The sequence below is a fragment of the Streptomyces sp. NPDC006261 genome, from assembly GCF_040613515.1.
In the GTDB taxonomy this organism is placed as follows: Bacteria; Actinomycetota; Actinomycetes; order Streptomycetales; family Streptomycetaceae; genus Streptomyces.
In genome coordinates, this window is record NZ_JBEXSI010000037.1 from 14,091 (window position 1) to 38,881 (window position 24,791).

The 24,791-nt window shown below is 75.0% G+C and carries 15 protein-coding genes and 1 tRNA gene; 8 read left to right on the top strand and 8 right to left on the bottom strand.

Going from position 1 to position 24,791, the window contains the following annotated elements:
- Positions 1–66: 66 nt before the first annotated feature.
- From ABZ154_RS23325 to ABZ154_RS23335, 3 genes are all read right to left on the bottom strand, one after another.
- Positions 67–1,989, bottom strand: a complete 1,923-nt coding sequence (locus ABZ154_RS23325; protein ID WP_356835547.1) for a DUF2264 domain-containing protein — start codon at positions 1,987–1,989, stop codon at positions 67–69.
- A gap of 148 nt (positions 1,990–2,137) precedes the next feature.
- Positions 2,138–2,623 carry a hypothetical protein gene (locus ABZ154_RS23330; protein ID WP_356835549.1) on the bottom strand — a complete coding sequence of 162 codons (486 nt, stop codon included), beginning with the start codon at positions 2,621–2,623 and terminating at the stop codon, positions 2,138–2,140.
- 85 nt (positions 2,624–2,708) lie between these two features.
- A complete protein-coding gene (locus ABZ154_RS23335) occupies positions 2,709–3,188 on the bottom strand; it encodes a DUF309 domain-containing protein (RefSeq protein WP_356835551.1) in 480 nt (159 codons plus the stop codon).
- A 110-nt stretch (positions 3,189–3,298) separates the two neighbouring features.
- On the opposite strand from ABZ154_RS23335, the gene ABZ154_RS23340 reads away from it, so the two are divergent.
- From ABZ154_RS23340 to ABZ154_RS23375, 8 genes are all read left to right on the top strand, one after another.
- Entirely contained in the window at positions 3,299–5,953 is a 2,655-nt protein-coding gene (locus ABZ154_RS23340; RefSeq protein ID WP_356835553.1) for an AAA family ATPase, read from the top strand.
- A gap of 50 nt (positions 5,954–6,003) precedes the next feature.
- Positions 6,004–6,077, top strand: a tRNA-Pro gene (locus ABZ154_RS23345).
- Positions 6,078–6,471: 394 nt separating this feature from the next.
- Positions 6,472–7,332 carry a DUF4132 domain-containing protein gene (locus ABZ154_RS23350; RefSeq protein WP_356835555.1) on the top strand — a complete coding sequence of 287 codons (861 nt, stop codon included), beginning with the start codon at positions 6,472–6,474 and terminating at the stop codon, positions 7,330–7,332.
- Positions 7,329–12,599 carry a hypothetical protein gene (locus ABZ154_RS23355; protein ID WP_356835557.1) on the top strand — a complete coding sequence of 1,757 codons (5,271 nt, stop codon included), beginning with the start codon at positions 7,329–7,331 and terminating at the stop codon, positions 12,597–12,599. Before ABZ154_RS23350 ends, ABZ154_RS23355 begins: the two co-directional genes overlap by 4 nt.
- Positions 12,596–13,828: an AAA family ATPase gene (locus tag ABZ154_RS23360; protein WP_356835559.1), complete on the top strand. Its 1,233-nt coding sequence runs from the start codon at positions 12,596–12,598 to the stop codon at positions 13,826–13,828. Before ABZ154_RS23355 ends, ABZ154_RS23360 begins: the two co-directional genes overlap by 4 nt.
- A gap of 3 nt (positions 13,829–13,831) precedes the next feature.
- Entirely contained in the window at positions 13,832–17,722 is a 3,891-nt protein-coding gene (locus ABZ154_RS23365; RefSeq protein ID WP_356835561.1) for a DUF5682 family protein, read from the top strand.
- The gene (locus tag ABZ154_RS23370) at positions 17,719–19,644 is read left to right on the top strand and encodes a hypothetical protein (RefSeq protein ID WP_356835563.1); all 1,926 of its coding nucleotides are present in this window, start codon (positions 17,719–17,721) and stop codon (positions 19,642–19,644) included. The genes ABZ154_RS23365 and ABZ154_RS23370 overlap by 4 nt, the downstream gene beginning before the upstream one ends.
- Entirely contained in the window at positions 19,641–20,615 is a 975-nt protein-coding gene (locus tag ABZ154_RS23375) for a hypothetical protein (protein ID WP_356835564.1), read from the top strand. The genes ABZ154_RS23370 and ABZ154_RS23375 overlap by 4 nt, the downstream gene beginning before the upstream one ends.
- Positions 20,616–20,744: 129 nt before the next feature.
- On the opposite strand, the gene ABZ154_RS23380 is transcribed toward ABZ154_RS23375, so the two are convergent.
- The 5 genes from ABZ154_RS23380 to ABZ154_RS23400 form a co-directional block, all read right to left on the bottom strand.
- Complete coding sequence (locus tag ABZ154_RS23380) at positions 20,745–21,149, bottom strand: SHOCT domain-containing protein (protein WP_356835566.1); 405 nt, start codon at positions 21,147–21,149, stop codon at positions 20,745–20,747.
- Positions 21,150–21,245: 96 nt separating this feature from the next.
- Positions 21,246–21,755: an NUDIX domain-containing protein gene (locus tag ABZ154_RS23385; RefSeq protein WP_356835568.1), complete on the bottom strand. Its 510-nt coding sequence runs from the start codon at positions 21,753–21,755 to the stop codon at positions 21,246–21,248.
- 118 nt (positions 21,756–21,873) lie between these two features.
- Positions 21,874–22,773, bottom strand: coding sequence for a hypothetical protein (locus ABZ154_RS23390; protein WP_356835570.1), 900 nt, complete (start codon positions 22,771–22,773; stop codon positions 21,874–21,876).
- Positions 22,770–23,783, bottom strand: coding sequence for an SPFH domain-containing protein (locus ABZ154_RS23395; protein ID WP_356835572.1), 1,014 nt, complete (start codon positions 23,781–23,783; stop codon positions 22,770–22,772). Before ABZ154_RS23395 ends, ABZ154_RS23390 begins: the two co-directional genes overlap by 4 nt.
- A 60-nt stretch (positions 23,784–23,843) precedes the next feature.
- Positions 23,844–24,641, bottom strand: a complete 798-nt coding sequence (locus ABZ154_RS23400) for an SDR family oxidoreductase (RefSeq protein ID WP_356835574.1) — start codon at positions 24,639–24,641, stop codon at positions 23,844–23,846.
- Positions 24,642–24,791 lie beyond the last annotated feature (150 nt).

Here is a 24,791-nt window from a genome sequence, read left to right on the forward strand (position 1 = left end):
CGCAGGGAGAGTTCGAGCCGTGACGCCCGGGCGTGGGGAACCGTGTGTGCTCGGAAGGGGTCCGACCTATGAGTGCTCCACCGTGACGGCCCGCCGACCGAACACGATCCGCGTCCTCGTCCCGTCCTCCGCCCAACCGACCTCGACCCCGACCGTGTCTCCGTCCGGACAGGTTCGTACGTGCGCCGTGTCCACGACCGGCTCCAGCGGCCCGGCCTCCGGTTCCGCCGTGAGTGACGCGAGGGCCACGAGCACGATGTCCCCCGCCACGTCGGCGGCCAGCCGGGGCAGCACCGCCCAGCGGGTGAACGCCGTGCCCTGCGGGGCCCGTACCTCCTCCGGCGCCGCCCAGCCGTGGAGCCCGTGCAGCTGGGAGCCCACCGGCCCCCCGGGCTCCGTCGCCCAGCCGGTCAGCTCGGCCCGCGCCCCGTCCGGCGCGCCCAGCACCCGGTGCACCCGCAGCTCGTAGCGGCCCCGCGCCACCGTCACGCTCTCCACCCGGAGCCCGGGGACGGTGGAGGGGCCCGCGGGGAACACGGGTACGTGCCAGGACCCGGCCCAGCCCCAGCCCTCGCCGTGTCCGGCCCCGAGCGGACGGATCCGGCGCCGGGTGCTGCGTACCCCGCCGACCGTCACCGACAGGTGGTTGTCCGCCGGGTTCGCCGCCGAGGTCGGGCCGGTCACGGTGGAGTAGGCGAGCCGGGCGTAGTGCGGGTCCGCGTCGGCCGCCGACTCGCCCTCGTCCGGACGGACGTGGTCGCTGCCGTGGTTGTGGAGCCGCACCACGCCGTCCGCCCGTGTCGACTGCACCAGGAACCCGGGTGCCGGTACCGACAGCACCCGGTCGGCGCCCTCGCTCGGAGCTGCCTCCTCCGCCGAGGTCCACAGCGGATGCGCGGCGGGGGCGAGCAGTGCGACGAACGCCTTCGACGCCCAATAGGGCGACGCGGGACCGGAATAGGACTGCAGGGTCGCCGGGTGGGGGCCGTGCCAGCCGAGGCTCAGCAGTCCGTCATCGCCGCTCGCTTCCCGCTCCAGGAAGTACCGCAGCGACCCGTTGACCAGCCGCCGCGACACCCCGGGAGCGAGCGGGGTGTGCCCGGAGACCGCGCCCAGGCCCACGGCCGCGCTCGCGGCGAAGCGGTAGGTGAGCGAGCGCCCGAAGTGCAGCGGGGCCCCGTCACCGCCGAACATCAGCGAGAAGCTCTCCAGGTGCTCGCGCAGCCGCGCCCCGTGGTGCACCGACGCGCTGTCATCGCCCGCCAGATGGGCGTCCAGCATCGGATACAGGTGCAGCGCCCAGCCGTTGTAGTGGTCGAAGGCACGCCCGTTCCCGTCGGCGTACCAGCCGTCGCCCCGGTACCAGCCCTCCAGCAGCTCCATCGCCCGCTCCCGCGCCCGGGCGCTCTCCGCGTCCCCCCGCCCCACCGACTCCAGGAAGCCGGCGACCGTGTACGGGAAGAGGTACCAGTTGTTGCCCGCCGGAAGGTGCCGCAGCGCACCCCGCAGCCACTGTTCCACCCGGTCCTGCACGCCGGACTCCAGCCGGTCCCAGAGCCAGGGCCGGGTGAGCCGCAGCCCGAGCGCGACGGACGCGGACTCCACCATGGGCTGTCCCTGCACATGGTGGTCCAGGATGACCGGCCAGGACTCCGCGTCGTCCCGCCCCGGCGTACGGGTCCCGGCCGCGAGCCCTCGCGCGTACCGATCCAGCCATTCGTGGGGGTCCTTCCCCTCGGCCCCGGCGACTCGGAAGGCGGCCGCCAGGAAGGTGCGCGCGTACCCCTCCAGTCCGTCGGAGCGCACGCCGGAGTGCGACGGGGGCCCGGGCAGGTCGAGCAGCGCCGCGCCGGGGGTGGCCCACCGCCACGCGGCGTGCAGCAGCCCGTCGGCGGTGGCCTCCCAGTGGGCCCGGGTGTACCCGGTGTACGGGCTCGACGCCCGGTCCTCCGGGGGAAGTGCGAACGAAGGGGAGTGGAAGGTCTTCATACGGAGAGGCCAGGGCCCTTCGTGGGGGACTCGTTCGGCACCGGAAATCCTGATCGAGCGCTCGCAAGCGGTCAAGAGATCGACCAGGGGCTGGCAAAAGCGATCAAACGATCAGGGGGGGGTTGCCAGAGCCTTACCGGCACGGCGCTCAGGGAAGCAGCAGCCAGTCCGCACCGACAGCCGCCACCAGACCGGCCCCGAGGAGCCAGCTGCCGAGCCTGGTGCGGCCGTTCCTGCTGAGCTCGATCACCAGGCCGCACAGGATGAGCGCGAGCCCGTACACGCCGACGACCAGCACCGACGACCGGCTCGCGATCCGCAGGGCGAGGACCACGCCCATCGCGACCATGCCCACGGAGGAGAGAACGATCCGCAGCTGCCGTGCCTGACGCGGAGTCAGTCTCTTCCCGGTCTCGGCCGTGGTGCTGGTCTCGGCCGTGGTGCCGGTCCCGAGTTTGGCCGTGGTCTCGGCCGTGGTCTTCGTCTTGGCTGTGGTCCCGGTCGTGGTGGCGGCGTCCTCGACGTCGGGCGTGTCCTCGGCGGCCTCCGCCGGGGTCTCGGCTATCGGGGTGTGGGTTTCCCGGTCCTGGCCCTTGCGCTGGTCCCGGCCCTGGTCCTGGTCAGAAGTGCTCATGGAGCCGGATCGTAATGGCTGCGCGGCAGACCCGTTCCCGGACCCGACGTTCCGCCACCGGTCCGGACCGTGCGCGACTCGCGCGCTACCCGAGCAGCCGGGGCGCCTCGGCCCCGGCGTCCACCGTGCGGCCCGTCTCCACGCGGCCGGCCAATTCCTGGGCCCAGTCGATCAGTCCGCCGATCCCGATGCCATGCGGCCGGGGCTCGCCGTACGAGGTGAGTGCGCCCGCGCCCCGGCGCAGCAGTCGCGCCCCACCCGCCGTGTTGCCGCGGGCGGCATGGGTCAGCCCCACGGCCACCTGCGCGAGCCCCCGCCACAGATCGCGCTCGCCCTCCGGCCCCGACTTCCAGGCGTCCTCGAACACCTCGTGGGCGTGGAACGGCATCCCCGCGTCCAGCAGCCGCTGTGCCTCCCTGAGTGTCTCGTGCGGTGTGCGGACGACGCCCTCGGGCTGTCGCTCGACTCCGGGCGTGCCGTAGGGCAGCGGCCGCCCCAGTCCGTCCCGGGGGCGCGCATTGCGCGCTCGGCCTTCGGTGTCACGGTCCCTGTGCGTCTCGTTCACTACTCGATTGTGCCTCGCACCTGCAAGGAATCGGCCGAACCCTGTCGGTGAGCACCCGCGCACGACTAGGCTCGTCCGTCGTCACTGCATGCCATTTGGGAAGGGTGGGCATGAAGCCGTCTCGGCCGTTGTACGAGCGTGAACCGGAACTCGCCGCCGCCGCGAGGGCGGTGGACGATCTGTGCGGAGCGCAGGCCGTCGGCGGGCTCCTGGTCTTCAGCGGGGAGGCGGGGCTCGGGAAGACCGCCCTGCTCGCCGAGATCCGGGCGATGGCCGCAGACCGCTGCACGATCTGGTCCGCTCGGGGCGGCGAGACCGTCACCTCCGTGCCGTTCCACGTCGTACGGCAGTTGCTGCAGCCCGCCCTGGACCGGTTCCCGCCCGACGAGACCCGGGCCCTGTTCGGCGACTGGTACGACACCACTGCACCCGCGCTCGGCCTCGCCGAGCCCAGCGGCCCGCAGCCCGACCCGCAGGGTGTCCGTGACGGCCTCGACTTCGTCGTCGCCCGGCTCGCCTCCCGCCTCAGCCACCGGCCGTTACTGCTGCTGGTGGACGACGCCCACTGGGCGGACGGCGAATCCCTCTCCTGGCTGGCCTCGTTCACCGCCCGCCTCGGTGAACTTCCGCTGCTCGTCGTCCAGGCGTACCGGCCGCAGGAGATGGCCGAACGCAACGCGAGCTACGTCGCCGACCGCGAGGCCGAACGCGGTTCCGACAACCAGAGCGCGGTCACCCGGGTCGCCCTGCGGGCGCTGACCCCGGACGCCACCGCCGAACTGGCCCGCGCGGCCCTGGGCGAACACGCCGATGACCCGTTCTGCCGCGAGGTCTGGGCGGTCACCGGCGGGAACCCGTACGAGGCCGTCGAGCTGGTCGCCAAGGTCCAGGACCAGGAGCTGGCACCGGTCGAGGAATCGGCCGGGCAGCTGCGGGAGCTCGGCGCCTCCGCCCGGGGCAGCGGGCTCGTCGCCCGGCTGGAGCGGCTCGGCACCAACGCCAACCGGTTCGCCTGGGCCGCCGCCGTGCTCGGCACCGACATCTCCCAGGAGCTGGCCGCCACCCTCGCCGGGATGAGTTCGGCGGAGGCCGCCGACTGCACGGCACGGCTGCGCGACGCCCGTATCGTCAGCGGTTTCGACCCGCTGGAGTTCGTGCACCCGCTGATCGCGACCGCCGTCTACCGCTCCATCCCGCCGGCCACCCGCACCGCGATGCACGGACGCGCCGCCTGGGCCATCACCCGGGCCGGCCTCGGTGCCGCCGCGGCCTCCCGGCACCTGCTGGAGGTCCACCCGGACGACGACCAGGAGCTGGTCGCCCAGCTCCGCGAAGCCGCGGGCCAGCACCTGGCGGTCGGCGCCCCGGAAGCGGCCAGGCGCTGTCTGGAGCGCGCCATCGAGGAGCCGCCCCGCCCGAAGGACCGCGCGGTCCTGCTGTACGAACTCGGCTGCGCCACCCTGCTCAGCTCCCCGCCCACCACGGTGCAGCACCTGCGGGCGGCCCTCGACATGCCGGGGCTCGACGACGGCCTGCGGGTCGACGCGACGTTCCGGCTCGCCGCCGCGCTTGCCCACAACAACCAGCTGAAGGACGCGGCGCTTTCCCTGGCCGCCGAGGCGGCCCGTACGGCACCGGGCCCCGGCCTGATGCGCCTGCAGGCCGCGCACTTCATGTGGGAGGGCATGCAGGCCGCCGAGGACGACGGCCCGGCCCGCTCCCGGCGCCTCACCCGCAACGCCGACCACCTCAAGGGCCGTGACAACTCCGAGCGGGCACTGCTCACCCTGAGGGCCTTCGACGCCATGCTGCGCGGCGAGAACGCTCAGCTCATCGTCGACCTGTGCGAACGCGCCCTGATCGACGGCAGTCCCGCCCGCGGCCTCGGCTGGACCGACTCCGAGTGGGGCTTCGAACTGCCCACCATGGTCGGCATCACCTACGCCTTCACCGACCAGCTGGACCGGGCCGAAAGCCTCTTCGGCGAAGCGGTGCGGGCCTTCGAGATCTCCGGCTGGAGCGGGGCCCACCTGGCGTTCGCGCACACCCTGCTCGGCATGGTCCACCGCCGTCGCGGCCGTCTCGCGGAGGCCGAGGGCTTCCTGCGCGAAGGGCTCCGGCTCGCCGACCGTGTCGGCTCCGGCCTGCCCGTCCACTGGGACGCGGCGTGCCTGCTCATCGACACGCTGCTGGCCCGGGGCCGTGTCGCCGAGGCCCGCAAGATTGCCGACCGCTACCACTTCGGACCGCCCTACCCCAGCGCCATGGTGCTGCCGGACGGCCCGTGCGTCCGCGGCCGCCTGCTGCTGGCCGAGGGCCGTAAGGAGGAAGCCATCGCCGAACTCGAAGCAGCGGGTGCCGCCCTGGAGCCGCGCGAACGCTTCAACGGCATCTGGGCACCCTGGGCCGGCGACCTCGCCCGCGCCCTGGCCGAGGACGACCCCGGCCGTGCGGCCCACCTCGCGGCCCGCGCCCGCGTGCACGCCGAACGGTTCGGCACGGACACCGCCATCGGCGAAGCCCTGCGCTGCGTCTCGCTCTTCGCCCCGCCCGAGGAGGCGGAGCAGCTCCTCGCCGACGCGGTCCGTCACCTGGAGAGGTCCTCCTCCGCCTACGAGCACGCGCTCGCCCGCGTCGACTACGGCATCGCGATCAGCTCGCACCGCGAACTGGCCCGGGCCCAGAAACAGGCCATGGCCTGCGGAGCCGAAGGGCTGGCGGCCCGCGCCCAGCGGGCACGGACGTCGATCCGGTCCTTGGAGTGAGGTAATGTTTGTCCTGCGCGGCCGCCCTGGGCAACCAGGCGGAAACGCATCGGGACGTGGCGCAGCTTGGTAGCGCACTTGACTGGGGGTCAAGGGGTCGCAGGTTCAAATCCTGTCGTCCCGACTGGAGACAGTCGCAGGTCAGGGCCGGTTTCGGAGAAATCCGAGATCGGCCCTTGACCATTTCTGGGGACCAGCTGAGGACCAGCGTTCCTTGACCCGCCCGAGCCCGTGGGCCTCCCCGAGGCCGCCGCCGACGAGGACACGGCCTGCCCCGGGCAGCAGCCGGATGACGTCCTTGCGCAGGGCCGGGCTCTGCACGGCCACCCACGCGCAGGGCCGGGGTCTGCACGGCCACCCATGTGTCCGCCTCGGCGCAGGTCACCTCCACGGCCCGGCCTCACTGTCAGTGGGGGCACCTAGAGTCTCTTCCACTCGTCACGGTGCGTTGCCGTCGATGGGTCTCATCAGCGTGTCGCCTCCCGGCGGCGCCGTACGGAACACGGGGAGAGCAGCGCATGGGGTGGGTACCGGCGGGCGACTACGAAGTCGCCCTGGAGGCGGGCAGGGTGGTCTGCCGCAACGGGAAGGGCCGACGGCTCAAGTCCGTCCCGGCCAAACTGAAGGACGACCCGGCGGTCGTCGGACTCCAGCAGCTCGCCGAGTGGCTGGAGTGGCACGAACGCCGGTGCCTGACCGACGTCGAGCAGTGGATGGTGCGCTCGCTGCCCGTCCCCACCGCCGTCCTCGCCCGGGTCTGGCCCGACCCGGCGTGGCAGGCGGCCCTGCGGGACGTGGTGGTCACCGGCGCGGACAGCGGGGTCGGGGGGTTCCTGCGCGATGTCGACCCCGACCGCGGCCTCGGCCTCGTCGACCTGGACGGCGACACGGTCCGCATCACCCCGGACGTCGTGAGCCTGCGGCATCCCGTCCTCCTCGACGACCTGGACGAGCTGAGGGAGTTCGCGGTGGAACTGGAGGTGAGCCAGCAGGTGGAGCAGCTGTTCCGCGAGGTGTGGCGCCGCCCGCCGGGCCTCGCCCCGGACACCGTCTCCGTGGACACCTACGCCGGCGGCGTCTTCAAGGAACTGCGGTTCCTGCACGGTCGCGTCACCCAGCTCGGCTACCGGTCCCGCGGCGGATACGCGGTCTGCCCGGTCGTCGAGGACGGCGCCACCGTCGAGGCCCGCATCTGGATCGGCGAGCACGACGGATACGACGAGTACGGCACCGAGACGGGCCCCCTGGGCTGGACCGACTCCTCGGGGCGCGCGCTGACGGCTGCCGAGGTCGGCCCCGTCGCGTGGTCCGAGGGCATGCGCATGGCAGCGGCGCTCTACGCGGGCCGCGACGTGGAGGACGAGGAGCGGGCGGCATGAGCACCACGACGACGAACACCGGCGCGAACAGCAACAGCAACAGCAACAGCAACAGCAACAGCAACAGCAACATGAACACCGACACCGATACGGTGGCGCTTCCCGCCCAGGCCCGCGGCCGTGCCGTCGCGACTCCCGCCGCCGAGGCCCGCGCCGCGGCTCTGCTGGAAGCGGGCGCCGTCCTCCCCGCGGGCACCACCGACCGGGACGACGCCGACGCGCTGACCGCCCGCACCTACACGCACGCCGTCCTCGGCGACCGCCCCGTTGTCCGCCTCGTGGCCGGCACCCTCGGCGAAGCCGAGGACCTGGCCCTGGAGTTCCTCGGGCTGTCCCGGACCGCCGAGGCGCCCGTCGTGGGCCAGGTCCGCCGCGAGACGCTGGGCTTCCCCGCCTGGGCGCTGGTCAACGACCCGGCCAACGGGCACCACGCCCTGGCACTGGTCAAGGACATCGAGCGGCTGGGCCGGCAGGCCAAGACCCGTGCCGGTGCCGCCAAGGAGGGCTTCGATACCCTCGGTACCCGGCTCGGCCGGGCCGTGCCCCACTTCCTCCCCACCTACTACGAACAGGTCGCCCGCCTCTTCCTCCAGGCGGAGAACACCACCTACGCGGCCTCCTTCTTCGGCAAGGCCCGCGAGGCCGAGCGTGTCCACGGCCTCGTCGTGGACGAGGACCGGCAGCGGGCCGTCTTCCTGGAGTTCGCCTTCGCCGGTGCGCTGACCGTCAAGGCGCTGCGGCAGTACGTGCGGGACCTCGTGGCCCGGCTCGCCCCGGCGGACGCCTGGGCGCAGTTCCGCCGTCTGCTGGTCGAGCGCTGCGCCGCAGGCATGCCGCCCTACGCGGCGCTGCCCCAGGACGTACGCGCCCTGGTCAAGGCCGCCGGGCTGGACCGCGAGACGGCCGAACGCGAGCTGGTGGCCGACCTGATCGGCTCCCCGGGAGTCGTCCGCGCCCCCGCTTCCTTCTGGACGGCCTACCGCCCCGCCGTCGTCGCCCTCGCCCACCGGGACCCGGCTGTGCGCGCCCGGCTCCTCGGCTTCTTCCCGGAGACCTTCACCGAGAACAGCGGCCGGGACGGCGAGCGCGGCTGGCTCACGCTGCTGGCCGACTCCGGAGCCGAGGAACTGCTCACCGCCTTCCCCGATGCCTCCGATACCTCCGGCGCTTCCGGCGAGGACGCGCCGTCCGTCTCCCCGGCGCACTGGCTCGCCCGCTGGGAGGCGCACCGCCGGCGCGACGGGGCCGCAGCAGGCCGCAGCCCACAGACGCTCACCCTGGTCGCCCGCGCGGCGGACCGGCTGCGCGCCGACGGGCGTCCCGTCGAGCTGTTCCAGGGCCGCTGGCAGCGCACCGCCGACCTGGACATCCTCGACCTCTGCCTGGCCTCCGGCATCCCTGTCGCCGAGCCGGACGACGAGGGCCCGGGCAGCCGGCAGCCCCCGGGCTTCGCGCTCGGCGGCTGGCTGACCGACACCGCACCCGGCGTGCGGGACCTCGCCGCCGTCGCCGCACGCCCCCACTTCCGCGCCCTGTTGAGCCGCACCGTCGGCGAGCTCGGCGGCGGACGCGTCCGGCGGCCGAGCGACGCCGGCATGGAAAAGCTGGCCGCGCACCCGGTGCTCTCCGGCGTCCTGCGCGAGTGGCTGACCGCCCGCGCCGAGGAGTACGCGGCCGCCCGGGGGCTCCCCGGACTGCGGTCGGCCCTCAGCAAACTCTCGGGATTCCGCGCCGTGGCCGCCGAGGTCGCCCCGGAGGCGGTGCGGCTTCTCGAGGCCCACGACGTGGTGCCCCTGCTCGCCGCCACCCTGCGCACCGGAGTCCTCGACGAACTGGGCTGGCCCGCACTGGACGAGACCTACGCCGAACTCGCCGCGGAGGCGGCCGCCGCCTCCGCGGGCAACCGCCGCCACCGCTCGGAGAGTGTCGGCGTCACCGGCGCCTGGCCCGCACTCATCCTGAACACCCTGGAACGGGCCGTCGTCGTCGGCCCCGAGGGCGTCCTGCTGCGTCACACCCTGCGGCTGCCCGCCACCGTCGACCACTGGCGAACCCTCGCCTTCCGCTACGTCGACGGCGAGTTGCTGGTCATCTGGTGGGAGGACGGCAAACAGCGCGGCTACTGGTCGCACCGCCCCGCCGAGGTGTTCACCGTCGGCGGGGAGCAGATCCCCCGCTGGGGCGGTTCCGGCGCCTCGGACGAGATCTGCCTGCCGCTGCCCGGCGGCGGCCGCGCCACCGGCGGCAAGGCCCTGCACGCGGGCGACACCTCCCTCCCGCCGCAGCGCGCCGTCATCTCCGACGGCACCGGCCTATGGCGCGACGGACACCAGGGCCGACAGAGCGTATGGCTGGAGTACGACCCCGCCACGGGCACGCACGGCCGGGCCTCCCTGCCCGCCTTCCTCCGCTCCGGCGTCCAGGACGGAACCCGGCTGCTCACCGAGCACTGTCAGGTGCTGCCCCTCCAGCCAGGCCTGGAGACCACGCCGTTCGGCACGGACGGCACGGTCCTGGGCCGCTGGGTCCGCCGTACGGTCACCGAACCCGGTACCGCCGTGCCCGCGGACGGCCACCGGATCGTCGCCGGCACCCCCGACGGACGTACGGTGACCCTGCCGTACCCGCTGTGCGCCGACTGCGCCCAGGTGCCCCTCGGCGCCCTCGCTCTGCCCGGCGGATCGCGGCCGGTCATGGCCCTGCACCACCGCTCCGTCGAAGCACACCCGGCGGACACCGACGGCACCGGCGGCAGTCTGTGGTCCGTCACGCCCGACTCCTCCGGCGGGAACGACGCGGCGGGCACCCCCTATGTGCCGCCCGTCGCCTACTGGCACGCCCTGCGCCCGAGGGACGAACGCGGCTCCGCGGTCCTGCGGACCCTGACCTACTCCCGGGCGGGGGAGCTGTTCAAGGAGGTCGCCGCCGCGGTCGCCCGGCACCTGGCGGCGTTCCGTGCCGTCGAGGAGTACACCGGGCCCTCGTCGCGGGAGCTGAGCCAGGAGGCCGTCGCCCGGGTGCTGCCCGAGGTGTCCGACGCACGGCTCCTCGCCGGCATCACCGCCCTCGTCCGCAACGCGGTGGACCAGGCCGACGCAACCGCCCGGTACCTGCAACCGCCCGGGCACGCCCAGCCGGCCACCGCCCGGAACACCGCGCGCACCCAGGGCATGTTCTTCGACCACGCGCCCCAGCACGGCGACGACACGACCCTGCGGGACGCCACCGCCTTCGGCTCCGAGCGTATGCACGGCGGCTGGTGGGGAGGCGGGAACCGATGGACCGCCCTCCGGCAGATCCTCGCCGTCAACCATGTCCTCGGCGGCGAACCGGCGTTCGGCCCGCCCGTGCCGTCCAAGATCCCCTTCACCCCCGTCGACGGCTGGCAGCGCGACGACTGCACCGTGCCCGGCGGCGCCATGTCCTGGACCTCCCTCCTCGACAAGCTGCCCGAACTCGCCTACCGGGTCGCCTCGCCGGCCACATCACCCGAGCACCGCGCCGGGCTCCTCGTCCTGCTCGACACCCTCGCCGCAGGGCCGCTGGCCGACCCGGCGGGCACCGTCCGGCAGGTGGAGCTCGTCGAGCCGTACAACGGCACGCCCGGGCAGGGGCGCCACGAGGCCGTGCACCGCCTCGGCCAGGTGTTGCGCAAGGGCGCCCGTGCCGTCGTGGTCGTCGCCGAACGCGGCCGGAACACCCGGAACGACGCGGCCCGCTGGCTGGCCCTGGACCACGACCCGACCGGCGCCTTCGGACCCGTCCCCGGCTTCACCCTGGACCACGAACACGTCCACCGGCAGGGCATCGCCCGCGACCGGCTCGTCCGGCTCACGGCCCTGGTGCGGGAGCAGGGCCCCGCGCCCTGGCGCCCGGAGGCCGCCGAGACGTTCCACACGGCCACCGGGATCGGACCGCTCCAGGCCGTCGCCCTGCTGTCGGCCACCGCCGAGAAGCCCGGCGCCCAAGCGCTCGCCCTGCTCGGGGCGAAGACCCGGACCTTCGAGGCGGCCCAGGCCAGACTGGACTCCCTGCCCCGCGACGACCGGCACGCGCTGCTGCGGGCGCTGCTGCCCGCGGACCCGGCCGAACTGTGGATCACGGGCCCGGACGTCGAGGCTGCCGCCGAGGTCTGGCGGGAGCGCCTGGCCTCCCTCGTCCGCGTCCCCGAGGAACTGGACCTCGACCTGTCGGGCGCCACCCCCGGCGCCGTCGATCTGATCCTCAACGCGGGCTCCCGGAGCTGGCTCACCCACGGCACCGACGTCCCGGACGGGGCCGGCCGCCCGGGCCTGCGCCGGGTCGGCGCACGCGGTGCGGTCGCCTCCGCCCTGACCGCGCTGCGCACCCTCGCCTACACCCTGCCGTACGGACACCCCCTGCGGCCGCATCTGCCCACCGGGCTCGCGGCCCTGCGCGGACGCCTCACCGACCCGAACCTGGCACTTGACCTCGGTCTGGACTGGACGGAGGCGGGCGTCCCGATCGGCGTCCCGATCCGCGCCGCCCTGGGGCTCCCCGTGTCCGGCGGGGCAGACGCCGACGGACTGGTCCGGGCCGGCGCGGCGCTGCTCCTCGCGCCCGGCCACGGCAGCAACGAGAAGCTGCTGATCCGCCCGGCCGGTCTGACGGGCCCCGACGACCCGGTCTTCGGCCTCGTCGAGGGCACGGTCGCCTCCCACGCCACCCGCGACCTCCTCGCCCTGCGTGCCCTGCTCGACGAGGAGACCGACGAGCTGGTCTCGGCGGGCCTCCCCGACGTCTCTGCGGACGCCGAGGGCAACACGCCCTCCGAGGGCGCCCCGAACCACCCGGCGCAGGACCCGACCCGCGCGGTGCCGGAGCTGGTGGCGGAGGCCGCCGAGTCCCTCGGCCTGAGCGCGGACGCCGCCGCCCTTTACCTGATGCTGCTCACCCTGCCCGACCCGACCGACCGCAACTGCGTCCGCTGGACGGAGTGGAAGCCGGCCCGCGTCAAGAAGGCCCGGGCGGAACTCGCCGCCACCGACCTCGTCCTGGAGGCGAAGCGCTCCCGCGCCGGCCGCACCCTGTTCCTGCCCTGCGGCTGGATGGAGCGCAAGGCCCCCGCCCTGCCGGTGGAGACCTGGAAGGAAGATCTGTACCCGGTGGCCGACGGTGTCCGCACCGTGCCCCACCTGCCTGTGCCCGCGCTGTTCTCAGCCGCTTGGGCACGGGTTCGCGGCGGCGGTGCCCCCGCCTTCGAAGAACTGGACACCCGCGCACCCCGGAAGGGCCGCCGCCGATGACGAGCGAAACCAGCACCAGCACCAGTGACACGGACGGCGCCACCCCGGTCGGCGTCCCGGACCGGTCGGCGGCGCCCGGCCGGGAGCACCGCCAGGTCACCCCGCCCGAGGACCGGTACGCCACCGAACTCGCCTTCCTCGCCGCCCACGACACCGGCCTCCGCCCGCCCGGCTGGCGGCTCACCCCGCGCGCCGTCGTCACCTTCGTGACGGGCAGCGCGGGGGAGGCGCTGGGCCTGCCGAAGGGCGCCCGACCCGACGCCGGGGTGCCGCGTCGCCTGGTGATCGAGCAGAAGTTCGTCGGCGAACGCGCCCTCGTCGAACGGTGCGTGGTCACCCTCGCCGGGGAACGCGGACTCCTCCTGGTGGGCGAGCCCGGCACCGCCAAGTCGATGCTCTCCGAGCTGCTGTCGGCGGCCATCTGCGGCACCAGCGCGCTCACCGTGCAGGGCACCGCGGGTACCACCGAGGACCAGCTCAAATACGGCTGGAACTACGCGCTGCTGCTCGCCCAGGGCCCCACCGAGCAAGCGCTGGTGCCCTCCCCGGTGCTCACCGCCATGACCCGGGGCGCGATCGCCCGCGTCGAGGAGGTCACCCGCTGTCTGCCCGAGGTCCAGGACGCCCTGGTGTCCCTGCTGTCGGAGCGGCGGATCGCGGTCCCCGAACTGGCGGGCAGTGAGGGCGCCCAGGTGCACGCGGCCCCCGGCTTCGCCCTCATTGCCACCGCCAACCTGCGGGACCGGGGCGTCTCGGAGATGTCCGCCGCGCTGAAGCGGCGGTTCAACTTCGAGACGGTCGGCCCGATCGGGGACGTGGACGCCGAGACCGCGCTCGTCCGCAGCCAGTCGCGCGCCGCGGTGGAACGAGCGGGAGCCGCCTACCAGGTGGACGACGCGGTCCTCGAAGCCCTGGTCACCGCCTTCCGGGACCTGCGCGAGGGCCGCTCCACGGAGGGGTGGGAGGTCGAGCGCCCCTCCACGGTGATGAGCACGGCGGAGGCGGTCTCCGTCGCGGGCTCCCTCGGTCTGGCCGCCGCCTACTTCCCGGGGGACCGGGACGTGCTCTCCCTCCTGCCCGGCCACCTGCTCGGCGTCGTCCGCAAGGACGACCCGGCCGACGCGGCACGGCTGCTGGGGTACTGGGACGGACCGGTGCGCAGGCGCGCCGAGCAGGGGTCGGCCACCTGGCGTGCCCTGTGGGACCTGCGCGCGGTGCTGGAGAACTGACGGATGAGCCAGGACACCCCTGAGACGCGGGCGGCCATCACCCAGACGCGGGCCGCCGCCGCCGGGACGACGCGGCCGGTCGCCGAGACGCCGACCGCTGCCCTCCTGCCGCGGGTCCCGGAGGCCGGGCCCGCCACCCCGGAGGCCGCGGTGGCGGCGCTCGCGGTGGACGGCCCCGGGCTGCCGTTCCTGATCGGGGTGCGTCACCACGCGCCCTCCCTCGCGGCCGCCGTCCCGGCCCTGCTGGACGCGGCGGCCCCCGACGTCCTCCTCGTCGAACTGCCCACCGAGTTCCAGCCCTGGCTGGGCTGGCTCGCTCACGAGGAGACCCGGGCGCCGGTGGCGCTGGCCGCCGTGCCGGCCGGCGGTCCGGGTGCGGGCGGCGGACAGGGACCCGCCTTCTACCCGTTCGCGGACTTCTCGCCCGAACTGGTCGCCCTGCGCTGGGCGGCCCGGAACGGGGTCCCGGCCGTGGCCTGCGATCTCCCGCTCGCCGACCGGGCCTGGGCACGGGGCGGGTCTGACGCGGCCGCGCCCGTACCGGGCGTTGGCTCCGCGCCCGTACCGGGGGAGGGCCGCGGGCTGTCCGCCGCCCTCCGGTCCCGGCTCACCGGCCGCGACGGCGACGACCTGTGGGACCGCCTGGTGGAGGCCCCCGCCCCCGGCTCCCCACCCGAAGCGCTCCGCCGCGCCGCCCTCCTCACCGGCTGGGCGCTGCGGTACGAGACCGAGGCGCGGCGCGGCCTGGACGGCACCGACCTGGTGCGCGAGGCATGCATGCGCGAGCACATCGCCGAGGCCCTGGCGAACGGGCTGCGGCCCGCCGTGGTGGTGGGCGCCTTCCATGCCCCGGCGCTGCTGCCGTCCACCGCCGGGGCGGCCACGGCTCCCGCGGCGGGTGCGCCGGACCCACAGAACACTCCTGCGGGCGCACCGAACGCCCCCGCGCGCGAGCCCGGTGCGCGCGGGGCGAGGGCCTGCACCGTCTCCCTGATCCCGTACACCTACCCTCTGCTCGACTCCCGCTCCGGCTACCCGGCCGGCATCCGGGACCCGGAGTGGCAGCACACCGTCCTGGACGCAGCCGGGGACCCGGCCGCCCTGCACGAGGCCCTGATCCGCACCGCGGTCCGCGTCTGCGCCGCCCTGCGCGCACAGGGCCATCCCTACGGCCCGGCGGACGGCCGGGAGGTCGTCCGGGTCGCCGGAGACCTGGCCCGGTTGCGTGATCTGCCCGCCCCCGGACGCGGCGAACTCCTGGAGGCCGTGCAGACGGTGCTCGGCCGGGGCGAGACCTACGGCACGGGCCGCGCCGTCGCCCACGCGCTCGAACACGTCCTCGTCGGCACCCGCACCGGACGCCCCGCGCCCGCCGCTCCGCGCAGCGGCCTCGGCCCCGCCGTGGAGGCCGAGACCGAGGCGCTGTCCCTCCCCGGCCCGGCGGACACGCACGAGAAGACCCCGCGCGACCTCCGGCTCGACCCGGCCCGCTCCGCGCTGGACGGGCGTCGCGAACTGCTGTTCCGCCGGCTGGCGGTGTGCGGCATCCCCTACGCCCAGGAGCAGGAGGTGACCGCCGCGGCGGGCTCGGAAGGACTCACCACCCGCTGGCAGGTGCGGTGGACCCCCGCCACGGCCGCGATGCTCACCGCGGCCGGAGCCCGCGGCGTCACCCCCGCCCAGGCGGCCGAGGGCGTGCTGCGCGGGCGGCACGCGACCGAACGCGCGGAGGGCGGCCCGATGGCCGCGCAGTCCGTACACGGCCTCACAGCGGCCGCGGAGTGCGGGCTCCCCGCCCTGGTCGACGAGCGTTTGACGGAACTGGCGGCCGTACTCCCCGAGAGCGGAACGCTCCCCGAACTCCTCGCCGGGCTCGACCTCCTGGACCGCGTCGCGGCGGGCCACCTGCCAGGCCTGGGAGCCCCCGGTGCCTCGGCACCTCCCGAAACCTCGGACGCCCCCGCCCTCCTCTCCACGCGCATCGCGCACGCGGCGGAACTCCTGACCTCGGCGGCGGTCCGCCAGGTCGACGGCCTCACCGGTTCCGAGGAGCCCGAGGACGCCCGGGCTCTGCTCGAACTGGCGCAGCGCGCCGACCGGCTGGGCGGCATCCGGCTCGCCGGCGCCCTCGCCCGTCTGGCCGCCGACGGCACCCCGCTGATCGCCGCGGCGGCCGGAGCCGTCCGGGTGCTCACGGGCCACGAGCAGGCCGAGACCTTCGGGGTGCGCGTCGCCTCCTGGGTGGACGCGGCGGTGGACAGCCCCTCCCGGGCCGCCCTCACCGCCCGTCTCACCGGCGTCCTGACGGCGGCGGGCCCGCTCCTGACTGTCGGCGTCGTCGCCCTGGACCCGTTGCTGCACCGGGTCGTCGAGCTGGACGACGCCGCGTTCCTGGCCCGGCTGCCCGCCCTGCGCGGCGGCTTCGACACCCTGAGCCCGACCGCCCGGGACCGGCTGCTGGACACCGTCGAGGAGCGCCTGGGCGAACGGGTGGACATCACCGACGCCGACGACCCGGCCGAGTTGGCACGCCGCGCGGTCGCCGACCTCGCGGCCCGCGGCCTCCTGGCCGGCCTCGGCCTGCCCGTCCCGGCCCCCGGGGACACCGACCGGCACCCGCTCTCGGCGCACGCCACCGCGCACCCGTCGGCGGCCTCCGCTGTCACCGCCCCGCCTCCCGCCGGCCCGGCGCACCCCCGCACCGCCGAGGCCGCTACCGGGACCACCCCGGCGACCGGACCCGATACCGCCGTCGGCCCCGGCCCCGGACCCGCCCCCGAGCGGACCCTCGCGCCCGCCGACCGGTGGCGACTCGTCCTCGGCCGGCGCCCCGACCGACTGCCGTCCGGGGCCGCCCGCCTGGCCACCGCCCTGGACGAGCTCTACGGCGTGGGGCGCGGTGAGGGCTCCCGCGGTGGTCTGCCCGTGCCCGGCCAGGGCCGCCACGGCCGCGAGGCGTCGTTCCCCGGCGTCCGTGAGTGGTCCGAGGAACTCGCCGCGCTCTTCGGCCCCGGCGTCCGTGAGGAAGTCCTCGCCGCCGCTGCCGAGACCGGCCGGCAGGACGTCCTCACCGAACTCGACCCGGCCGCCGCCACCCCCTCCGTGGAACTGCTCCGCACGGTCCTGCGCTACGCCGGCGGGCTCCCCGAGGCGCGCCTCGCGGCGCTCCGGCCGCTGGTCCGCCGCCTGGTCGACGAACTGACCCGGCAGCTCGCCACCCGGCTGCGCCCCGCCCTCACCGGCACCATGCTCGCCCGGCCCACCCGCCGCCCGGGCGGACGGCTGGACCTGCCGCGCACGCTGCGCGCCAATCTGGCCGCCGCCCGCCGCACGGAGGACGGCACGGTCCGGATCGTCCCCGAGAAGCCGGTGTTCCGCAGCCGCGCCCGCCGGTCGGCCGACTGGCGCCTGATCCTGGTCACCGACGTCTCCGGGTCCATGGAGGCGTCGACGATCTGGTCCGCGCTGACCGCCTCCGTACTGGCCGGGGTGCCGGCGCTGAGCACCCACTTCCTGGCCTTCTCCACGGAGGTCGTCGACCTCACCGGCCATGTGCACGACCCCCTCTCCCTCCTTCTGGAGGTGAGCGTGGGCGGGGGGACGCACATCGCCGCCGGGCTACGGCACGCGCGCAGCCTGATCACGGTACCCAGCCGCACCCTTGTCGTCGTCATCAGCGACTTCGAGGAGGGGGCTCCGCTCGGCGGACTGCTGTCCGAGGTCCGGGCCCTGGTCGCCACCGGCTGCCATGTACTGGGGTGCGCCAGCCTCGACGACGCCGGCCGGCCCCGCTACTCGACGGGCGTCGCCGGGCAGCTCGTGGCCGCCGGCATGCCCGTGGCGGCCCTCAGCCCACTCGAACTCGCTCGCTGGATAGGAGAGAAGACAGCATGACCGCCGCCCCGTTGCCACCCGTCGCGCCGGAGGTCACGGCCACGCTGGTGGAGGACCTCTCGCCCCGGCTGCGCAAGCGGCTGGACGCGGCGGTCACCAAGCTCGGCACCCGCCCGACGCACCGCGACGGGGACACGGTGACGATCGCGGTCGATGACGACACCGAACTGCGCCTCCATGCCCCGGGCGGCGTGGTGGCCACGGTCGACGCCATCACCTGCGGCTGCCTCCTCGCCCCGGCCTGCGTCCACCGCGCGGCCGCCGCCTGCGCCGCTCCCGCGGCGGATCCGGTCCCCGAACCCGCACCCGACGCGGCTCCCGACCCCGCCGTACAGCCGGCGCCGACGGCCCCCGACGCCACCGCGCTTCCCGCTCCCACCCCGCCCCCCGGCGACACGGACCCGGCAAGCGCCCCCGCCCCGGTAGCCCCTGCCCTGGAGCCCGCCCCCGCTCACGACAAGGCGAGCCCCGCCCAGCGTGAGGCGGCCGCGGCCCTCTGGTCGGCGGGCGCCACCGTGCTGGAGGCGGGCGTGGACGGGGCCGGCGCCGTCGCCCAGGCGGCACTGCTGCGCGCCGCGCACACCGCCCGGCTCCGGCAACTGCCGCGTGGCGCGTCCGCCGCCCTGTCCGTCGTCGCCCTGCTGCGCGCGGCACGCGCCGGGGAGCCCTCCTACCGCACCGCCGACCTCGTCACCGCCCTGGCCGAACTCCTGGGCACCGCGCACCGCGTGGGGATGGCCTCCGGCGCGGAGCTGGCCGCCGTCCGGGGCCGCGCCCGCCACCCGTACAGCCCGGACGGTTCCCTGCGGCTGTACGGCCTGTTCACCGAGCCCGTGGTCACCGACTCGGGGCACGGCGGCGCCCGCACCTGGGTCGCCGCCCCCGACGGCCGGCTGTGCACGGTCGGTGACGTGGCCCCCGGCGGGGTGGGGCGCGCCCTGGGCGTGGCCGACCGCACCGTTCGCCTCGGAGACAGCGCCCTCACGCACCGGGAGCTGGGCCGGGCCGGCCTCGCGGTCTCCGGAGCGACGGTCTCCCCGGACGGCAGACTGGGCGCCGGGAGGGGCGTCAAGGCCGTCACCGCCCGGGGCGCGGCCTGGACGGAACCGCCCCTCGCCGCCCTCTGGGAGACCCCGCCCGCCGAACAGGCCACCCGCGCCCTGCGGTCCCTCTCGCGCTACGCGGAACCGGGCGGCAGTGGCAGCGACTTGCTCTTCCTGGATGTCGAACTCCTGGGCGCGGTAAGGGAGTCGGCCGGTGCCTGTCTGCTCGTGCGGTGCGACGGTCAGGTCCCCGTCCGCCTCGCCGTCGCCGACGACGACCCCGGGCTGGCCCATCGCGACAACCTGATGCTCCTTGCCACGGCACCGGGGACGCGGCTGCGGATCATCGGCCGCCTGGTGCCCGCCCCGCACCCCCGGCTCACCCTGCTCGCCTGCTCGCACCCCACCGGCAAGGGAACGGTCGACCTGGGCTTCGACCGCCTGGGCCGCGCCGATCTCCCCGACCCGGGCGCCCCGGTGCACTCTGCCCCGCCCCAGCCCGGCGGCCCCGGCGCGAAGTCGCCCCTCCATCTCCTGGAGCGGCGCGTCGAACAGACCGTCCCGGCGGGCCGTGCCGCCCTGGGCATGCTCGGCGACGTGACCGCCGAGACCCGCCGCCTGCGCCGTGCGGGCTTCCCCACGGCCGCCGGGCTGCTCACCGCCCTCCGCGCCTCGGCGGCCCGACGCGAACGCGACCTCTTCGGCCGCCTCCTCCCCGCCGACACCGACGGCTTCGCCGCCCACTGGCTCGCCGCCGCCCGCTACACGGCCGCCGTCGCCGAGTCCCTGTGCGCGGCGGCCTGGCAGCCAGGACCGGGTGTCCTTGCCGACGGCCCCGCGGAAGTCACCGCCCCCCGATCAGCCGGAAGGCGCCGATGAGCACCCCATCCACGAAGATCCTCGCCGCCGCGACGGCCGCCGCCCTCCTCGCGGGCGGCGGCGCGCTCGCCCTGTCCCTGCAGGGGAGCGAGGCCGCCCCGCAGACCTCCTTCTGCTGGGGCGGCCTCACCCGCGAGGACGTGTCCGCGCTCACCGTCGAACCACGCGAGCGGTACACGTCCACCGAGACCGACGCGGCGAAACCCGTGCTCTCCTACTGCCATGTGGACGATGAGTTCACGCTGACCCTCGACTCCGTGCGCTCCGCCGGGACTGTCTGGGGCACCGCCGACGAAGTCGCCGCCGAGTCCCCGGTCCGCGCCCCGATCCCCGGTGTGCCCGGGTGGGTCAACAGGACGTATGCCGGGGTTCTGCTGCCCGCCGGCTGCGCCGACGCCCTGGCCAAGCCCGAGCCCTATCTCCAGATCCAGGTGACGAACGACCAGGAGGACACCTGGAAGGACGGTGCCGTGCAGAAGAGGATGGCCGCCGTCCTCATGACCGCAGCGGACCGGCTGACCGGGACACAGGGCTGCTCCGGACCGTCCCCCGCGACACAGCCCGGGACCGCCCCGCCCGTGCTCGAACGCGAGGCTCTGGACCCTGCCCGGGCGTGCGGCATCGAGGGGTTCGCCCCGCTGAAGGCATCGGCCGCCGCCCAGTTCACCCAGGCCGCGACCGGGGGCGACTTCCGCCTGTGGAGCTGCGCCTTCGGAGCCACGGACGACGACCGCGACAGTCTCGTCCACTTCACCGTCACCCAGGAACCCGCCCTGGTCGAGCGGCACCGCGCCGACGACAAGGACCGGTCCGCCCTGCTGACCTGCGCGGGCAGGCCGACCCTGGTCCAGGTAGGGCACTTCTTCGGGCCGAGGAAGAGGCCCGGCCGTGACGACCTCCGCCCGGACGCCGAGCTGCTGACCGGCCTGGCCGACGCCGTCGCCGACCAGGCCGGGTGCGAGCTGGAGTGACCGGCCCGGCGAGGGCCGTGCTGCTCCTGAACGCTCCTCGGATGCTTGAGGGGGCCGGAAGTCCTGGACGCCCCGGGGGGACTCCCAGGGCTGCCGGCACTTTTCGGCTCTGTCCCGCCGGGTACTTCCTCAGGCGAGGAGCTTCGCCTTCGCCCTGTCGTACTCCTCAGCGCTGAGGGCGCCCTTGTCCTTGAGCTCCGCGAGCTTCGTCAGATCGCTCACGTGGCTGGTGGGGCCGGAGGAACCCTCGCTGTTCGCCGCCTCCCTCACGTACTGCCGGAAGGCCGTCTCCGAGTCCTCGACCGCCTTGGCGTCCCGTTCGTGCATGCTGCGGCCGCGGACGATCAGGTAGATCAGCACGCCCAGGTAGGGCAGCAGAATGACGAAGATCAGCCAGCCCGCCTTGGCCCAGCCGTTCAGCGTGTGGTCGCGGAAGAGGTCCGTCACCACCTTGAAGAGCAGGAAGAACCACATGACCCACAGGAACAGGTACAGCATGGTCAGGAAGAGGTTCAGGAGCGGGTAATCGTCCATGAGGCCAACTCCGTTCACGCGGATGGTTCCTCATTCATATGCTTGGTCCCTTTCCTCCGCATCCGTAGCCGGGCGGCGGGAGGTGGACCGGGTCGGTCAGCCCCTGTCCGCGACGCCGGTGATCGGCAGCAGGTGCGCGGGCGGGTGGGTGAGGCCGAGGTCCGGGCGCCAGGCCGCCAGGATCTGCGCCGACGGGTCGAACAGCGCCGTGGGCAGCTCCTCAGGGGCGGTCCACCGCCAGGCGCTGATCAGGTGTGGCTCGGTGACCTCGGGGACCCCGGACCCCAGGCGGACGAGGGCCGCCATGCTGATGCGGTTGATGCCGCCGATCACGTCGTGGAGCATCGCGAAGACGTCCACCGCGCTCTCGTCCACGGTGAGACCGGTCTCCTCGCGCAGCTCACGCGCGGCGGCCGCCGCGACCGACTCGTGCGTCGGGTCGACCTTGCCGCCGGGCAGCTCCCACGTACCGCTGTGGTGCCGGCCCAGGAGCACGCGTCCCTGTTCGTCCTCGACGATCACGCCGACCCCGAGGGCCGCCTGCGCTGCGGGCGGGCGCGTGTTGCGGGAGGGGTCGGTGAGGGGACCGGTGGACTCGGTGGCCATGGTGCTGGATCTCCGCTCTCCGGGAGGGTCGTGGACCGGCAGTTCTCCGGGATGGTCCTGGGCCGGCGGTACGGAACACCGTAGCCGCGTCGTGGGACACCCCGGAGGCCGGTCCCGCTCAGACCACCAGCCGCAGCGCGGTCGCCGAGATGCCCAGCCGGACGCTCTGACCCCAGGTCAGCTCCAGGGCGTCCGACTCCATCCCGTCCCCGAAGACGACGATCCGGTCCGACTCCACCGTGAGCCGCAGCCCCTGCCCCCGGCCCAGTTCGCCGGAGACCAGGGACGTGCCGGTGGCGGGCGAGGGCCAGGCCTCCCGCACGAACCAGAGGAGCCGCGGGTCGCTCGGCGCGGGCAGCGGCACGGTGCTGCCCCGCTCCAGCCACAGGGACCGCAGCCAGCCGGTGGCGCCCGTGCCCGTGCCGACGAGGACCCCGGAGGAGGCCTGGGCCTCGCCTGGGGCCGGATCGCCGTCCGTCCCCAGGCGGTAGCGGGCCGTCTGGTGGCCGGGCGGGCCCAGGTAGATCTCATTGAGCGCGAGCAGCCGCTGGGTGTCGTCGGCGACCGCCTCGACCATGGTCAGCGCCTCCACCCCGCCCCCGGTGGCCGCCGCGGCGCGCAGCAGGGCGGCGGCGTCGGCGCAGCGGTGGCGGACCAGGACACCGGGGTTGCGCCCGGGGTCGGTGTCGATGCCCACCACCGGCTGGCCGGACAGGTACTTCGCGGCGTTGGCGACCAGCCCGTCCTGGCCCACCACGATCACCACGTCCTCCGGCGCGAAGAGGAATCGATCCAGGTCTGCCCGCTCCACCCGGGTGGAGCGCCAGGTGAGCGGCACGGCGGCCGCCACGTCCCGCAGGGCCTGCTGCGTACGTTCGTGGCGCCGGGCCACCTCGTCGATCGAGCGGCCCCGGCTGGACAGGAAGAACGCGGCCTGCCCGTGCGTGCCGTGCCGGGCGAGCAGCTCCTCGTACTCGGTCCTGCGGTGGACGAGCACCGCCCGCGGGGCCAGGCTCACGCTCCCGCCCCGCCGTCCGCGCGGCCGAGCCTGGCGAGGAGCCCGGTGAGGACGTCGGGGGAGAGGGTGAGGCTCTCGATGCGCGGCACGTTCTCCGCGAGCCGGGTCGCCGCCAGGGCGTGGAGTGTGGCCGGATCGGCCTCGCCGTGCACCCGCAGCCAGGCGGCCTGGGCCTCGGCGCGCGCCGAGCCCGTCTCGCGCGCCGCCTCCGCGTCCGCCCGGGCCAGACGCACCTTGCGGGAGGCTTCCGCCTCCGTCCGTACGCCGTCGGCCGCCGCCTTCTCCTCGGCCTCCCGGCGCGCGTTGGTGCCGCGTTGGTCCACCAGCTGCTCCTCGCGGCGGGCCAGCTCGATCTGGCTGGCCAGCTCGTTCTCGGCGATGGTGCGCTCACGCTCGACGGCTACCGCCCGCCGTTCGTAGGTGGCCCGGTCCGCCTCCTGCTGGATCTGCTCGCGCGCCGGGGTGCGCAGGGCGCGCTCGACCTCGGCCTCGGGGCGGATCGCGACGACGCGCACGGCGACCACGTCGATCCCGGTGGCGGGGAGCCTCGGCTCGGCGGCGAGACCGGTGGCGACCCGTTCGCGTACGGACGCGACCCCGTCCACCAGGGCCTGCGCGAGCGGGGTGCGGGCCAGGACGTCCAGCGTGTGCTGCTGCGCGGTCTCGGTGAGCAGGGTGGCGATCTGCTCCAGCGGCGCGCTGCGCCAGCTGCCGGTGTCGGGGTCCACGGAGAAGTCCAGCCGGTCGGCCGCCAGCGCCGGGTCGCTGACCCGGTAGGTGACGGTGGCCTGCACGGTGACGTCCTGGAAGTCGGCCGTACGGGCGTGGAACGCCATGGCCAGCTCCCGGTCGTCGACCGGCACCTCGGAGAGCGCCGCCGACAGCGACCGGTACCAGAAGCTGAGCCCCCGCCCGTCGTGGACGAGCTCGCCGCGCTTGTGGTGGCGGATGTGCGCGGTGGGTGCGGAGCGCAGATGGCGCCAGCCGAAGCGCCGGGTGATGTCGGCCATGGGGATCCCCCTCGAAGTCAATGTCGTCATGACGACGATAAGGGGTGAGGGTCTTAATGGTCAAGGTGACGAGAACGGGGGGCGGGGGGCTCGTCGGGCCAGGTCCCTGGCGGGGATCTCACCGCCGCCGTGCACGGCCAGGTCGGCGCCGTTGACGTATGAGGCATGCGGGCCGGCGAGCCAGAGGCAGGCGTGGGCCACGTCCGCCGGAACCGCCAGCCGGCCCATGGGGATGATGTCGGTGACCGCCGCACCGTCGTCCTCCCCGTACAGCGCGGTGGCGCTCGTGGTGCGGATGAGTCCTGCGGTGATGTGGTTCACCCGGACCTTCGGCGCCCACTCCAGGGCCAGGGCCCGGGTGAGGCCGAGCAGGCCCGCCTTCGCCGCCGAGTAGGCGGCGGTGCCCGGCTGCGGGTCGTGGGCGGAGACGCTGCCGATGTTGATCACCCCGCCGCCCTCCGGCTGCTCCCGCATGACCAGATTGGCGGCCTGGGCCACGTAGAAGGGGGCGAGGAGATTGAGGGCGACGACCTTCTCGACGAAGCGGGGGGAGACGGTGGCCGCGTCGGCGTCGGGGGAGCCGCCCGCGTTGTTGACGAGGGTGTCGAGCCGGCCGAACCGCTCGGCCGTCGCCGCCACCAGCTGGGCCGCCGCCGCCGGGTCCCGGACGTCCGTGGAGCGGAAGGCGGCGTGCCGGCCGCCCGACGACGGCAGCGTGGCAGGCGCGGTGCGGCCGCAGACCATGACCTCAGCGCCCGCGGCGAGGAAGGCCTCCGCGATGGCGGCGCCGATGCCCTGGGTGCCGCCGGTGACGATCGCCGCCCGGCCGGTGAAGTCGATCGGATTGCCCACTTGCATGGTCCGCCCCTCGTCGGTGGCTCCGCGGCGCGCGTACGGAATCTACCCATCGCGTGTCAGATTCGACAGGGGGCCGCCTGCGCCGGAAGACACGGGCGGCCGGTGAGCTCCGAAGAGGTCACCGGCCGGCCGGGCGTTGCGCCGCCCCCG